The sequence below is a fragment of the Pseudomonas leptonychotis genome, assembly GCF_004920405.1.
GTDB lineage: Bacteria > Pseudomonadota > Gammaproteobacteria > Pseudomonadales > Pseudomonadaceae > Aquipseudomonas > Aquipseudomonas leptonychotis.
The window spans coordinates 1,465,197-1,478,463 of the sequence record NZ_RFLV01000001.1; the positions used below are offsets into that span (position 1 = coordinate 1,465,197).

Below are 13,267 nucleotides of genomic sequence, written 5' to 3' on the forward strand. Positions count from 1 at the left end.
GACTTCAGGCGAAGACCGCGCGTTCATGAGTGTTCAGCTACCGCTGGCACTGGGCAGGTTGCCCAGGCAGTAGTATTTGATCTGGCTGTATTCATCGAGGCCGTGGCGCGAGCCCTCGCGGCCGAGGCCGGACTGCTTGACCCCACCAAACGGCACGGGCGGGCCGGTCATCTTCACCGAGTTGACGCTAACCATGCCGAACTCCAGGCCGCGTAGCAGGCGCCATACCTGGCGCATGTCGTAGCCATAGACGTAGGCCGCCAAGCCGTACTCGGTATCGTTGGCCTGGCTAATCAGCTGCTCCAGGTCGTCCCAAGCCAGTACGCCGGCTACCGGAGCAAAGTTTTCCTCGCGGTAGACGCGCATGTCGGCGGTCACATCGGCCAGCAGGGTCGGCATATAGAAGTTGCGCCCCGGTGCCTGCGCCTGATCACCCACCAACAGGCGCGCGCCCTGGGTCACGGCGTCGTCCACCAATTCCTGGGCCTTGGCCACCGCTTTAGCGTTGATCAGCGGGCCCTGATTGACCCCGCGAACCAAGCCGCTGCCAACCGTCAGTTCGCCCATGCGCCGGGCGAAAGCCGCCAAGAAGGGTTCATACAATGAGCGATGAACGAAGATCCGATTAGCCGCCAGGCAGTCCTGGCCAGTGGTCTGGAACTTGGCATCGATTGCGGCCTGGGCGGCCTGCTCTACATCCATGTCCGGCAGCACGATAAAAGGTGCATTACCACCCAGTTCCATCGAACACTTCTTCACCGTGGTGGCCGCCTGTTGCAGCAGCAGGCGACCGACCCGGGTCGAACCGGTGAAGGACAGTGCCTTGACCTTGTCACTGGCGCAGAGCACCTGGGAGACCATCTGCGGCTCACCCGTAATGACGTTGAACACCCCGGAGGGGAAGCCGGCACGCTCAGCCAACTCGGCCAGGGCCAGGGCGGAAAACGGCGTCTCGCCTGCAGGTTTGACCAATACGGTGCAACCGGCCGCCAACGCGGCAGCCGCCTTGCGGGTGATCATCGCGCAGGGGAAATTCCACGGCGTAATCAGCGCAGCGACGCCGATCGGCTCGCGCACGCTGCCCAGCTGGGCATTGGCGATATGACTGGGGATGGTATCGCCGTAGGCGCGCCGCGCCTCCTCGGCAAACCAGCGAATAAAGGAGGCGGCGTAGTCGATCTCGCCACGCGACTCATCCAGAGGCTTGCCCTGCTCCAGGGTCATCAGCCGGGCCAGGTCTTCCTTGTTCTCCAGCAACAGATCGTGCCACGTGTTGAGGATCACGCTGCGGGCATCCAGCGACAGCGCGCGCCAAGCCGGGAACGCGGCGTGCGCCGCATCGATGGCCTGCTCAATCTGCTGGGAGTCGAGCTGCGCGCAACGGCCGATGGTGTCTTCACTCGCCGGATCGATAACGGCTTCGTCTTGGCCGTCATTGCCGGCGACCCATTTACCGTTGACGTAGGCCAACTGGCGAACCAGGCGCGGATCTTTAAGCATGTGCATGGACAGCCTCCCCTTTGCTGGTCTGGTCGCGACGTGTTCGCGGCCAGAGCGTGGTGCGTGTGTATGGCTTCCACTTTAGGGCTTGTCGGGCTGCGGCTTTTTCTCTTCAGGGCATGGTTGAGCTGGGTTTTTTTTCTTTGCCGGTGGATTGCCGAAGGTTTTTTCTGTGCTGGGGCGCGGCGAGAAATGGACGGGCTGTCGCGGGGAGTTTAGAGGCGCTCGGTTAGTCTTCTTCACCGTCGAGCAGCAACGGCGGCTCGCTGCGTTTGATGGTTTTGGTGACGATGTAGGTGAAGTAGCGCTCGATACCGAGGTCGGCCATCAGCCAGCGGTCGATCAGGCGCTGATACTGGTCAATGTCACGCGCCATGACTTTGACGATGTAGTCGATACCGCCGCCGGTGGCGTAGCACTCGGTGACTTCGGGGCAGTCCAGCATGGCCCTCTCGAAGCGCTGAAAGGCTTCGCGGCTGTGCTGCTTGAGGCTGATTTCGACCATTACTGCGGCACGTTTGAACAAGATTTCTGTGTTCAACTGAGCGCCATAACCGCAAATGATGCCGGCTTCTTCCAGGCGTTTGACCCGCTCCCAGCAGGGGCTGATCGACAAACTGATGGCTTCGGCCAGGCTGGATTTGGTGATTCGCCCGTTGCTCTGCAGGATGCGCAAAATCTTCAGGTCGTAACTGTCCAGACGCATAAACCGCTCCACGGCGAAAAAGACGATGCCGCCGCCAGCGACCCGCGAGGGCGCACTGCACCCGGCAGGCGCAATGAGGCGCGCGGCATAACAGAAATATAGCTAAACCACCGGCGGGATGAGCCGCCGGCAGCAGGGCTTACTGCTGTTCCAATACGCTGATTTCCTGCTCCAGCGCCTTGAGTACGGCACCCGCTTCTGGACCTGCAAGATCCACCAACTTGTCACGCATCGGCTGGCTGGCCTTGCGGAAAGCAGCTTGCTCTGCCTCATTCAGGTGCACCAACTGAATGCTTGGCTTGGCCTTCTTGATCTTTTCCAGGCGCTCGTTGTTGTACGTGGCCTGGGTCTCGAAGATATAAGGCGCTAACTCGTCAACGGTCTCGTCGATGATCTTCCGTTGCTCAGCCGGCAGGCCTTGGTACCAGGACTCACTGGACAGCACCGCGACAGTGAACTGCTGATGACCCGACCAGGTCATGACGTCATTGACCTCATAGAACTTCATTTCTTCGATGGCGAAAACCGGGTTCTCCTGGCCATCGATCATCTTCAGCTGCAGAGCGCCATACACCTCGGAATAAGGCAGCGGCGTCGGCACTGCGCCGAACGACTTGTAGGTTTCGACGAGCATCGGCGAGGCCATCACACGCATCTTCACGTTGTCGAAATCGGCCGGCTTGCGCACCACCTTGTTGGTGGTCCACACCATAGCGCCTTCTGGATACATGCTCAGCAGACGCAGGTTGCGGGTCTTCAGCTTGTCGGCGATGGGGCCATAAATGGTCGGGCTCTCGGTGAGCAGCTTGAGGTTGACCTGGTTGTCCTGGGACAGCAGATAGGGCACTGAGAACACCTGCATACCCGGTGCAGTTGAACCGAGAATGCCGGTCGAACCATGGGTGAACTGCAGGACGCCGTTAGCCACCAGTTCGGTGAGATCTTCCGACTCACCTAGAGCACCGTAGGGATAAACGGTGACGTTGATATCACCCGCGCTTTTCTCTTCCACCAGCTGCTTGAACTTTTGCGCATAAGCGTCTTGGACGCTGCCACTGATTTCTTCCAGGGCGAATTTCCATTCTTCTGCAGCGACCGTCAGGCCGGCATGACTGCTCAGGGTCAAGCCTATCGCCGCAGCCAGGGCCGCTTTCTTCAGTTTGCTTAGTGTGCTCATAGTGAGGTCTCCGCTTGCTGTTATTGTCATGAAATTGCGACCGCGTCTGCCGGCCTTAACCTTCGACGATGTCGGCGATCACCGCCAGGGTGTCGCCGATGTCCACCAGCGCAGGAAAACGCCGGGCGACCAGCAGCCCGTCACGTTCCGCGCGATACTCCACGGCCGGCCTACCGGTGCGCTCAAATGCATGCACCCGCGCCACCAGATCGCCGCGCTGCAACCGGTCGCCCAGGCTACGTGTAAGTTCGAGAATGCCGCGATGGGTGCTCTGCACGTAGCAACTGGCATCCGGCATATCCAGTTGCAGCAGCGGCTCTTGCGCCAACTCCGGTTGACCGTCGAGGATCCCGGCAAATTTGAGAAAGTTGCGCACGCCACGGTCGGCTATGGCCATGGTCTGCGGGGTGCTGGTACCGCCACCACGCAACTCGGTGGTGACGAACACCTTGCCCTGGGCCTCCACCGCCGTGTCGTAGAGTGAGGCTGCGTCCAGCTCGAAGAGAATCATGCTGGCGGCGGTGCCGAACAAACGCGCGCCTTCGATGCATTTTGCTTCCTGCTGCGGGTCGGGTAAGCGGTGAGCGGCGGCGAACGGCAAGATATCTAGGGTTTTGCCTCCGGAGTGAATGTCCAGGGCGTAGTCGCACATCGGGATGAGGTAGCGCTGAAAGTAGTCGGCAATACGCTCGGTCATGCTGCCATTGGGGCTGCCGGGGAACGAGCGGTTCATGTTGCCCTTGTCGATCGGCGAGGTACGGCTGCCGTTCTGCACCGCTGGGTAGTTCATCGCCGGCACGATGATTACCCGACCACTGACCTCTTGTGCACACAACTCATTGGCCAGCTTGAGCAGGCTGGTGATGCCTTCGTACTCGTCGCCGTGATTACCACCCGTGAGCAGCGCGGTAGGGCCTGCGCCGTTCTTCACCACGCTGATGGGGATCATGATGCATCCCCACGCCGACTGGTCGTGGGAATACGGCAGCTTTAGAAAGCCGTGCTGCACCCCGTCACGGTCGAAGTCGACGGTGACGCTAAGGGTAGTGGCGCGAGTCTCAGCAGTGCTCGCAGGCGTTCTTGCCTGCAGCTCCGCGTCGGATGAAATATTCATGGCTGCGCTACTCATCTCAGGCTTTGACGAACAACTGTCGAGGGAAATCGCAAAGGGTTTCCACTCCACTCTCGGTGATCAGGATGCTTTCGGTTGTCTCTAGCCCCCAATCGTCCAACCACAGACCCGGCATGAAATGGAAGGTCATGCCGGGTTGCAACACCGTAGTGTCGCTCTCACGCAAGCTCATGGTGCGCTCGCCCCAGTCAGGCGGATAACTCAGTCCGATCGGGTAGCCGCAGCGGTTGTCGCCGCGGTCATAGCCATAGCGGCGCAAGGTGCTGTTCAGCGCGCGGGCGATGTCACCACAGGTATTGCCGGGTTTGGCCAGCGCCAGACCCGCTTCAAGGCCGGCGTTGATAGCCTCCTCGGCCTTGCGAAAAGCGGCCGACGGTTCGCCCAGAAAGAGCGTGCGCGACAATGGGCAGTGGTAGCGCTTGTGGCAGCCGGCGATCTCAAAGAAGGTACCCTCACCTTTCTTGAACGGCCGGTCGTCCCAGGTTAAGTGCGGAGCAGACGCATCCTTGCCCGAGGGCAGCATGGGCACGATGGCTGGGTAATCGCCGAACTTGCCGTCATGGCCAACACAGGCGACGCGATAAATCTCACCCACCAATACGTTTTTCGGCAAACCCGGCTCGACCATCTCGATAATCGCCCGGTGCATGTTCTCGACGATCCGGGCCGCAACCCGCATGTACTCGATTTCCCGAGACGACTTGATCGCCCGGCACCAGTTGACCAAGCCGGTGGCATCTACCAATTGCGCCTGGGGCAGACCGCGCAACAGAGTCTGGTGCGAGGTCGCGCTGTAGTAATAGTTATCCATCTCCACGCCAATCACCCCACCATCCCAGCCACGTGCTGACAGCACTTCTTGGCACAGGTAATCGAGGGCATGGTGCGGCGGGTTCATCACGTAACGGTCGCTGTAGGAGGCGATATTCTCCTCAGCCAAATAGACAGTCAGGCGCGCGCCATTGGCATCAATGCCACGGCCGAACCACAGCGGCTCGCCGTGCTGACCGACCACGACGCATTGCGGTGTATAAAATGACCAGCCGTCATAACCAGTGAGCCAGGCCATGTTAGACGGGTCATGCACGATCAGGGTTGCGACCCCACGCTCGGCCATGGCGTCACGCACCTTGGCCAAACGCTGGGCGTACTCGGCACGGCTGAAATTCAACGCAACTTCACTCATGACAGCCTCTCGAAAATGAAAGCAGTGAGATTCCAGCCCAGTTATTGAGGCAACACCGACACGAGGACAGTTGCTGCATGCGCCCTCCCAGAGCTCGGGAACCGTGCATACGGCAGTGGTGCCGCACGCAGATAATTGTACTGAAATATGCTAACGTGACCGCAACAAGTGCAGGTCAATCTCGTTTCAGCCTCATACTATTATCATTACAATTACCGTCAAGAGATTTATTGTCCCATGACAATTGACTTGAAACCGTTCATCCGCTCCGGCCAACCCAAATACCTGGCCATCGGCAACGCTCTCAACGAGGCGATCAACGCCGGCGCGCTCCAGCCTGGCAGTAAGCTGCCGACCCATCGCGAACTGGCTGAAACTCTTGGCGTCAGCGTACAAACGGTGAGCAGCGCCTATGCCCACGCCGAGAAACAGGGTGCCATTTATGCCCAGGTTGGCAGCGGCACCTTCGTCCGTAGCCGCCACGTCAGCCACGAGTCGGACTACCTGTCCACCGACGAGCATGAGGACCCTAGTCGCGGCATCGACCTGTCCACCGCTCACCCGGTGTGCACGGCGCGACACGTCAAGCTGTACCGCGAGGGCCTGGAGCGCCTGGCCCGAGAAGGCCGTGACGACTTCATCACCTCATTCCACCCGACCCAAGGGTTGACCCAACACCGCGAGGTGGTCTGCGCTTGGCTGGCACAGCAGAAAATGCCGGCCAACCCTGACCACATTCTGTTCTGCAACGGCACCGCCCATGCCCTGACCATTGCCATGGCCACGGTAGTCAAGCCCGGCGATACGGTGCTCTGCGAACAGGAAACCTGCATGCTCTTGCTGGCCCTGGCGCAGACGCTGCATTTCAACCTCAAGGGTCTGGCCACCGACGAACAGGGCTTACTGCCCGAGGCGCTGGAGGCGGCCTGCTTACAGGGTGGCGCCAAGGTGCTGTTCTGCACCCCCACGATGAACAACCCGACCAGCGACACCATGAGCCTCGAGCGACGCCAGGCCATCGCCGAACTGGCCCGACGCCATGACCTGACCGTGGTCGAAGACGATGTCTACGGGGCGCTACAGCCAGATCGCGCACCGCCACTGTCGGCGTTAATCCCGGAGCGCAGCTTCTACGCCACTAGCCTGACCAAAGTGACCCTACCCGGCATGCGCGCAGGGTATCTGGTCACCCCGCCGCACTTGGTACAGCAGGCTATCGGCAGGCTGCGCAGTACCACCTGGATGGCTACATTGATGCCGTTCGAGATCGCCAGTTGGTGGATGCAAGACGGCACCCTGGAACGCATGATCGCCTTCCAGCAGCAGGAATTCGCTGCGCGCCAGCTAATGGCCCGCGAACTGTTAACCGACTGCCGTTACAAGGCCCACCCCAACGGCATGCACATCTGGGCCGAGCTGCCCGCCCACTGGCAACCAGAGAAGTTTGCCCGCCGAGCCCGCCAAGAAGGGGTGATGATCTTCCCGGCCGAACCTTTCCTCGCGACTGCCGATCGCAGTAATCAACACGTGCGCATCAGCCTAGGCGCAGAACAGAGCCGTTCACGCCTACACAGCGGCCTGGTCACCCTCAATGGATTGCTGAGCGAAACACCGGCGCCCATGCACTTCGTGTTCTAAAAGGGGGCGTATAGCAGTACATTTGCACAGAAATAGAACACTTGTACTGATCCAAATAATAAATTGACATGATTTTTTGCCAGGGATAAGGTCTAGCCTCCACAACAATAAAAATGCCTGTTGCTACGGCAGCAGACTGGAGGCGGCAATGGCTTGGTTGCGTAAGCTGGACTGGCTTCTGGAGAAGCTCGAGGCATTCATCCTCTCCAGCTCGATCCTACTGATGGCACTGAACTCGGTGAGCAACGTCTTCGGTCGCTACCTGTTCAACCAGAGCCTGTATTTCTCCGAAGAGCTCAATCAGTTCCTGATCATCTTCGTCACCTTCATCGGCTGCAGCTATGCGGCGCGGCACAACCGCCACATCAGCATGAGCGCCTTCGTCGAACAACTGACTGGCAAGCCTGCCGCCGCCAGCCTGGCACTGATCAACTTGCTAACCGCAACGCTGTTGCTCTGGTTGACCTGGGCGGCGATCGGCTACGTGCAGTCGGCCGCACAAATCGGCCGCGCCTCGTCTGCGCTACAGGTGCCACTGCACTATATCTACCTGCTAATTCCACTCGGGCTGGGCATGAGCGGCCTGCAGTTTCTGCGTCACGCCTTCATCCAACTGCTGGTATTGCTCGGCTACCGTGAGGCACCACCACGGCATATCGACGCTCCCCTCCCGCCACAAGCCTGAGTTCGCGCCACATGGATATGACCACCGCCCTTCTGCTCATCATGCTGGTTCTGCTGCTGGCAGGTTTCCCAATGATGACCACGCTGCTGGCCGCTGCTGCTGCCGGTTTCTTATTCTTCTTTCAGATGGGCCCTGAGTTCATCATCCAGCAGATGATTGCCGGCATTCGCCCCTCTGCTCTGGTGGCGGTGCCGATGTTCATTCTCGCCGCTGACATCATCACCCGCGGCGCCACCGCAAACCGTCTGCTGGATGTGGCCATGGCCTTTGTCGGTCACGTGCGCGGCGGCATGGCCGTAACCACCGCATTGAGCTGTGCGATGTTTGGCGCGTTATCGGGATCGACCCAAGCGACCGTGGTTGGCGTGGGCAGCATCATGCGGCCGAAAATGCTGCAACAGGGATACAAGGACAGCTTCACCATGGCGCTGATCATCAACGCCTCGGATATCGCCCTGCTAATCCCGCCGAGCATCGGCATGATCATCTACGGCGTGGTCTCAGGAACCTCGGTGGCAGAACTGTTCATCGCTGGCATCGGTCCCGGCCTGCTGCTGATGCTGCTACTGGCCGGCTACTGCTACGTCTATGCGCGAATACAGGGCATTCCCCTGGGCGATAAATACAGCTGGCGCCAGCGCCTGCGCACCTGTCGTCGCGCCATTTTGCCGCTGTTGCTGCCGGTGATGACCATAGGCGGCATCTACACCGGAGTGTTTAGCCCGACCGAAGCCGCCGCCGTGTCAGTGCTTTATGCCCTGATCCTGGAAGTGCTGATCTTCCGCCGGGTCAAACTCAGCGACCTGTCCAGCATTGCGCTGTCGACCGGCATGATCACCGCCGTGGTATTCATCCTCGTGGCAGCCGGCTCAGCATTTTCCTGGGTCATTTCCTTCGCTCAAATCCCACAGCAGATTCTCAGCGGTATCGGCCTGCTGCAGGCCTCGCCGACCGAACTGCTGATCATCATTTCGATCGCCTTCTTTATCGGCTGCATGTTCGTCGACCCCATCGTAGTTATGCTGATTCTGGTGCCGATCTTTGCTCCAGCCGTGCGCCTGTCGGGCCTCGACCCTGTGCTGGTAGGCACTATTGTCACCCTGCAAGCCGCCATTGGCTCAGCCACGCCGCCCTTCGGTTGTGACATTTTCACTGCCATCGCAGTGTTCCGCAGGCCCTACATTGATGTGATCCGCGGCAGCTTTCCGTTCTTTCTGATCCTGCTACTGATGTCGGTGCTGCTGATCATGTTTCCACCGATAACCCTGTTCCTGCGTGACCTGGCCTTCCGCTAGCCAATAAGCGTAGGGCCTCAGGGCACCAGCGATCAGGTAGTAACTGGAAAAAGCGCGGCGCACAAAGCCCTCACCTAGACATGCGTGCGACAAGGGCCAATCAATACTTGGGGGATGGGATTGTGCAGCGCTGCCGTTAATCGCCGCCGACCGCAAAATTCGGCAGGCTGTTGACCGGCTGGGCAAAGTTGAACGGAATCGACTCCAGCGCCAAGCCAACGTTGCGCTGCACCACGAAGTGCAGGTGCGGGCCGGTGCTATTACCGGTATTGCCGGAGCGCGCAAGTAGGCTGCCGGCGCGAATCCGACTGCCTTCGCTGACGGCCACCGAGCCCTTCATCAGGTGCAGGTAAACACCCATGGTGCCGTCATCATGCAGGATGCGCACATAGTTGCCGGAAGGGTTATTACCCCGGCCGCTTTGTTGATTCTCGGTTTTGACCACCACACCACTGCGCGCCGCGACAATCGGCGTGCCTTCGGGCATGGCGATGTCCATGGCGTAGCGGCCTTTCGGGGTGAAGTGGCTGTATTGGCCGTTAGCGCCCTGGGTCAGGCGGAACGGGCCGCCACGCCACGGCAACGGATAGTTCTTCTGGGTTGGCAGCAGGCGGGGGTCGCCCATGGCGTAACGCAGCTTGGGGGTGTAGCGCATGGGTTTACTGGCATCACGCGGGGCCAGGGTGGCCAGGCGAATGTGGCTGCGCGGTGGCAGCACCCAGCTGATCGGTTTGTCCGGCACGCCAGAGGCGTTGTCGACCCGCTCAAAACGCAGCTCAATCTGCACTGGCGCGTACAAATCGTTGCGTACCATCAGGGTCTCACCCGCTTCGTGCTTCTTGGTTTCCAGTTTTACTTGGTTATCCAGGCGCTCGACCATACGGTCGCGAAACACGAACACTTGCGCACCGGGCGCAGCTTGGTCGGTATAAGTGACCACACCATTGGCATCGGTGTACTTATAAATGGTCAACGCCATTGCCTGGCTGGCAAGGGTCAACAAACTGCAGAGAAGTATCAGACGCCCTAGCATAACGACTCGGATCTTATGATTTGTATGTCCGGGGTAATGAGACTAGCAGGCGACCCCGTGCGATGCGAACCGGCGCGTCGAGCCTGTGAACGATCTCGCACGCCTGATTCGCGGCTGGCGCTGTTAAGCACCGGGACTGAAGTGCTTCTGCACGGTGCCGCGGGCAATCAAGCGCGAAATGTAATCGAGTTTCTGCGGGTCGCGATCAACGAACTTGAATGTCAGCTGCAGCCATTCGCTGTCTGGCTTGGGCTCGAAAGCGGCCACCGCATGCAGGTAGCCGTTAAGCCGTGCAGTTTCTGCCGCCTCACCCTGCTCCAGATCGAGCACTGCGCTTTCCAGCACCTGCGGCAACACCTCGGTGCGCTTAACCACCAGCAGGGCTTCCTTGAGGCTCAGGGCTTTGATTACGCAAGACAGGATGGCACCGCCAGGCAAGCGTAATTGGCCCTGGCCACGCCCACTCGGCGCACTGGCGGCCGAGGCTTTAGCCGCGGCGGGTTTACCAGCGAACGCTGCCGCCGCTACAGCTGGCGCAGCCGGTTTGGCCACGGCGGCTTTACCGCCGGTGAGGGCCGACAGTGAGTCATTGGCGAAACCGCCGGTACTGAGCATCTTCGGTGGCGCGCTAGCGGCTAGCGCCTGGAGTTTGCCGGCGCGACTCAAGGCCTTCTTCACCTTGGTCACCAACTGTTCATTGGAGAACGGCTTACCGATAAAGTCGGAAACGCCCGCCTGGATCGCCTGCACCACGTTCTCTTTGTCACCCCGGCTGGTGACCATGATGAACGGCACGATCTTCAGGGTTTCCTGCTCACGGCACCAACTGAGCAGCTCAAGCCCGGACATTTCCGGCATTTCCCAGTCACACAGAATCAAATCGACGGGCTGACGCGTCAGCATCTGCTGAGCTTTACGTCCGTTGACGGCTTCCTCGATTTGGATGCCTGGAAAGTGATCGCGCAGTCCCTTTTTCACCAAATCGCGGATAAAGGTTGCGTCGTCCACTACCAGCACACTGACTTTGCTCATCGGCCACTCCCGTTCTGATGGCCTTAAGCATAGTCACGGCTGCTGGCCAAAGGCCAACCGAAATACACGCGATGTCGCGATCACGCGTATTTTCCGCTCCGGCCAGCGCGTAGTGCCGTCGAGAACAGCCACATTCAGCTGTTCTTTTTGCTGCCCTGTACTTCTTCCTGCATACGGGTCAGGCCGAGGTGTTTTACGTCGGTACCACGAACGAGATAGATCACCAGCTCGGCGATATTGCGCGCGTGGTCACCGATGCGCTCCAACGAACGCAAGGCCCAGATGATGTTGAGCACGCGCGAGATCGAGCGTGGGTCTTCCATCATAAAAGTCACCAGCTCGCGCAGAGCGGTCTTGTATTCGCGATCGACCACTTTGTCGTATTGCGCCACGGACAATGCCAAGTCGGCGTCAAAACGCGCAAACGCATCGAGAGCATCCTGCACCATCTTGCGCACCTGGTCACCGATGTGCCGCACCTCAACATAACCACGCGGCGCTTCGCCTTCTTCACACAACAGGATCGCGCGCTTGGCGATCTTGGTGGCTTCGTCGCCAATACGCTCGAGGTCGATCACCGATTTAGAAATGCTGATGATCAAGCGCAGGTCGGAAGCCGCCGGCTGACGACGGGCAAGAATGCGCACGCACTCTTCGTCGATGTTGCGCTCCATCTGGTTGATCTGGTCGTCGATCTCACGCACCTGCTGAGCCAGGCCCGAGTCGGCGTCGATCAGCGCGATCACCGCATCATTCACCTGCTTCTCAACCAGGCCGCCCATGGCCAACAGGTGGCTGCGCACCTCTTCCAACTCGACGTTGAACTGCTGGGAGATATGCTGGGTAAGGTTTTCTTTGTTGATCATGTGCAAACCCTTGAATTAACCGAATAACGTCTCTGCTTAGGATGGGCTTTGGCAGAGGGTGCTGGGCAAGGAGGCGGAATGCAGATAGTACAAGTAGTACGGCAAGTTCCGCCGACGCAGCCCAGCGCACTCTGTCATGCCCATCAGCCGTAACGACCGGTGATGTAGTCTTCTGTCTGCTTCTTCGCCGGGTTGGTGAACAGCGTATCGGTATCACCGAACTCGATCAGTTTGCCCATGTACATAAACGCCGTGTAATCCGACACCCGCGCCGCCTGCTGCATGTTGTGGGTCACGATGACGATGGTGTACTTGGATTTCAGCTCGTAAATCAGTTCTTCGACCTTCAGCGTGGAGATCGGGTCCAGCGCCGAGCAGGGTTCATCGAGCAGCAACACTTCCGGCTGCACCGCTACGGTACGGGCGATCACCAGACGCTGTTGCTGACCACCGGACAGGCCGAGCGCTGACTCGTGCAGACGGTCCTTGACCTCATCCCACAGCGCCGCACTTTTCAGTGCCCATTCCACCGCTTCGTCGAGCACGCGCTTCTGGTTAATGCCTTGAATGCGCAGGCCATACACCACGTTCTCGTAGATGCTTTTGGGGAACGGGTTAGGCTTCTGGAACACCATGCCGACGCGACGACGCAGTTCGGCTACGTCTTCGCCCTTGCGGTAGATGTTCTTGCCGTCGAGGTTGATTTCGCCTTCTACGCGGCAACCGTCAACCAGATCATTCATCCGGTTGAAGGTGCGCAGCAGGGTCGACTTACCGCAACCGGACGGGCCAATAAACGCCGTCACACGCTGGTTGGGGATGGTCATTTTGACGTCGAACAAAGCCTGCTTTTCGCCGTAGTACAGGTTCAAGCCGGGCACGTCGATGGTTACGCGCTCGCTGGCCATGCTCAGGCCCTGGCGCTCACGGCCCAAGGCCGCCATGTCGATACCGTGTGTATGTGCTTCGTGCTGCATGGGATGCTCCCTACGCCAACAAATTCGTTGATCCGCCGCG

12 protein-coding genes are annotated in these 13,267 nt (G+C 59.6%); 3 read left to right on the forward strand and 9 right to left on the reverse strand.

Annotated elements, in window-relative coordinates; translation table 11 throughout:
* Positions 1-33: 33 nt before the first annotated feature.
* From D8779_RS06610 to doeA, 5 genes are all read right to left on the reverse strand, one after another.
* Positions 34-1,506 (reverse strand): NAD-dependent succinate-semialdehyde dehydrogenase, encoded by a 1,473-nt coding sequence (locus tag D8779_RS06610; RefSeq protein WP_136663642.1) that lies wholly within the window; start codon positions 1,504-1,506, stop codon positions 34-36.
* Positions 1,507-1,729: 223 nt separating this feature from the next.
* The gene (locus D8779_RS06615) at positions 1,730-2,206 is read right to left on the reverse strand and encodes an Lrp/AsnC family transcriptional regulator (RefSeq protein WP_136663643.1); all 477 of its coding nucleotides are present in this window, start codon (positions 2,204-2,206) and stop codon (positions 1,730-1,732) included.
* A gap of 139 nt (positions 2,207-2,345) precedes the next feature.
* Positions 2,346-3,383, reverse strand: coding sequence for a TRAP transporter substrate-binding protein (locus tag D8779_RS06620; protein WP_240789688.1), 1,038 nt, complete (start codon positions 3,381-3,383; stop codon positions 2,346-2,348).
* A gap of 55 nt (positions 3,384-3,438) precedes the next feature.
* Positions 3,439-4,497, reverse strand: coding sequence for a N(2)-acetyl-L-2,4-diaminobutanoate deacetylase DoeB (doeB, locus tag D8779_RS06625; RefSeq protein ID WP_240789689.1), 1,059 nt, complete (start codon positions 4,495-4,497; stop codon positions 3,439-3,441).
* Between the two features lie 16 nt (positions 4,498-4,513).
* Positions 4,514-5,701 (reverse strand): ectoine hydrolase DoeA, encoded by a 1,188-nt coding sequence (gene doeA, locus D8779_RS06630; RefSeq protein WP_136663645.1) that lies wholly within the window; start codon positions 5,699-5,701, stop codon positions 4,514-4,516.
* 237 nt (positions 5,702-5,938) lie between these two features.
* Between doeA and ehuR the strand changes: the two genes are divergently transcribed.
* From ehuR to D8779_RS06645, 3 genes are all read left to right on the forward strand, one after another.
* Positions 5,939-7,339, forward strand: a complete 1,401-nt coding sequence (ehuR, locus tag D8779_RS06635) for a MocR-like ectoine utilization transcription factor EhuR (RefSeq protein ID WP_136663646.1) — start codon at positions 5,939-5,941, stop codon at positions 7,337-7,339.
* Positions 7,340-7,487: 148 nt separating this feature from the next.
* Positions 7,488-8,024 (forward strand): TRAP transporter small permease, encoded by a 537-nt coding sequence (locus D8779_RS06640; protein WP_136663647.1) that lies wholly within the window; start codon positions 7,488-7,490, stop codon positions 8,022-8,024.
* A 17-nt stretch (positions 8,025-8,041) separates the two neighbouring features.
* On the forward strand, positions 8,042-9,319 hold the full coding sequence (locus tag D8779_RS06645; protein WP_136664443.1) for a TRAP transporter large permease: 1,278 nt from the start codon (positions 8,042-8,044) through the stop codon (positions 9,317-9,319).
* Positions 9,320-9,455: 136 nt separating this feature from the next.
* Here D8779_RS06645 and D8779_RS06650 read toward each other — a convergent pair whose 3' ends face one another.
* From D8779_RS06650 to pstB, 4 genes are all read right to left on the reverse strand, one after another.
* Positions 9,456-10,352 (reverse strand): peptidoglycan DD-metalloendopeptidase family protein, encoded by an 897-nt coding sequence (locus tag D8779_RS06650; RefSeq protein ID WP_136663648.1) that lies wholly within the window; start codon positions 10,350-10,352, stop codon positions 9,456-9,458.
* A 123-nt stretch (positions 10,353-10,475) separates the two neighbouring features.
* On the reverse strand, positions 10,476-11,384 hold the full coding sequence (locus tag D8779_RS06655) for a response regulator (RefSeq protein WP_136663649.1): 909 nt from the start codon (positions 11,382-11,384) through the stop codon (positions 10,476-10,478).
* 134 nt (positions 11,385-11,518) lie between these two features.
* Positions 11,519-12,250: a phosphate signaling complex protein PhoU gene (phoU, locus tag D8779_RS06660; RefSeq protein WP_136663650.1), complete on the reverse strand. Its 732-nt coding sequence runs from the start codon at positions 12,248-12,250 to the stop codon at positions 11,519-11,521.
* A gap of 143 nt (positions 12,251-12,393) precedes the next feature.
* Complete coding sequence (pstB, locus tag D8779_RS06665; protein ID WP_136663651.1) at positions 12,394-13,227, reverse strand: phosphate ABC transporter ATP-binding protein PstB; 834 nt, start codon at positions 13,225-13,227, stop codon at positions 12,394-12,396.
* Between the last annotated feature and the right edge of the window lie 40 nt (positions 13,228-13,267).

Coding starts and splice junctions, on each gene's coding strand:
- D8779_RS06610 (WP_136663642.1), bottom strand. CDS start 1,506: ATGCACATGCTTAAAGATCCGCGCCTGGTTCGCCAGTTGGCCTACGTC.
- D8779_RS06615 (WP_136663643.1), bottom strand. CDS start 2,206: ATGCGTCTGGACAGTTACGACCTGAAGATTTTGCGCATCCTGCAGAGC.
- D8779_RS06620 (WP_240789688.1), bottom strand. CDS start 3,383: ATGAGCACACTAAGCAAACTGAAGAAAGCGGCCCTGGCTGCGGCGATA.
- doeB (WP_240789689.1), bottom strand. CDS start 4,497: ATGAATATTTCATCCGACGCGGAGCTGCAGGCAAGAACGCCTGCGAGC.
- doeA (WP_136663645.1), bottom strand. CDS start 5,701: ATGAGTGAAGTTGCGTTGAATTTCAGCCGTGCCGAGTACGCCCAGCGT.
- ehuR (WP_136663646.1), top strand. CDS start 5,939: ATGACAATTGACTTGAAACCGTTCATCCGCTCCGGCCAACCCAAATAC.
- D8779_RS06640 (WP_136663647.1), top strand. CDS start 7,488: ATGGCTTGGTTGCGTAAGCTGGACTGGCTTCTGGAGAAGCTCGAGGCA.
- D8779_RS06645 (WP_136664443.1), top strand. CDS start 8,042: ATGACCACCGCCCTTCTGCTCATCATGCTGGTTCTGCTGCTGGCAGGT.
- D8779_RS06650 (WP_136663648.1), bottom strand. CDS start 10,352: ATGCTAGGGCGTCTGATACTTCTCTGCAGTTTGTTGACCCTTGCCAGC.
- D8779_RS06655 (WP_136663649.1), bottom strand. CDS start 11,384: ATGAGCAAAGTCAGTGTGCTGGTAGTGGACGACGCAACCTTTATCCGC.
- phoU (WP_136663650.1), bottom strand. CDS start 12,250: ATGATCAACAAAGAAAACCTTACCCAGCATATCTCCCAGCAGTTCAAC.
- pstB (WP_136663651.1), bottom strand. CDS start 13,227: ATGCAGCACGAAGCACATACACACGGTATCGACATGGCGGCCTTGGGC.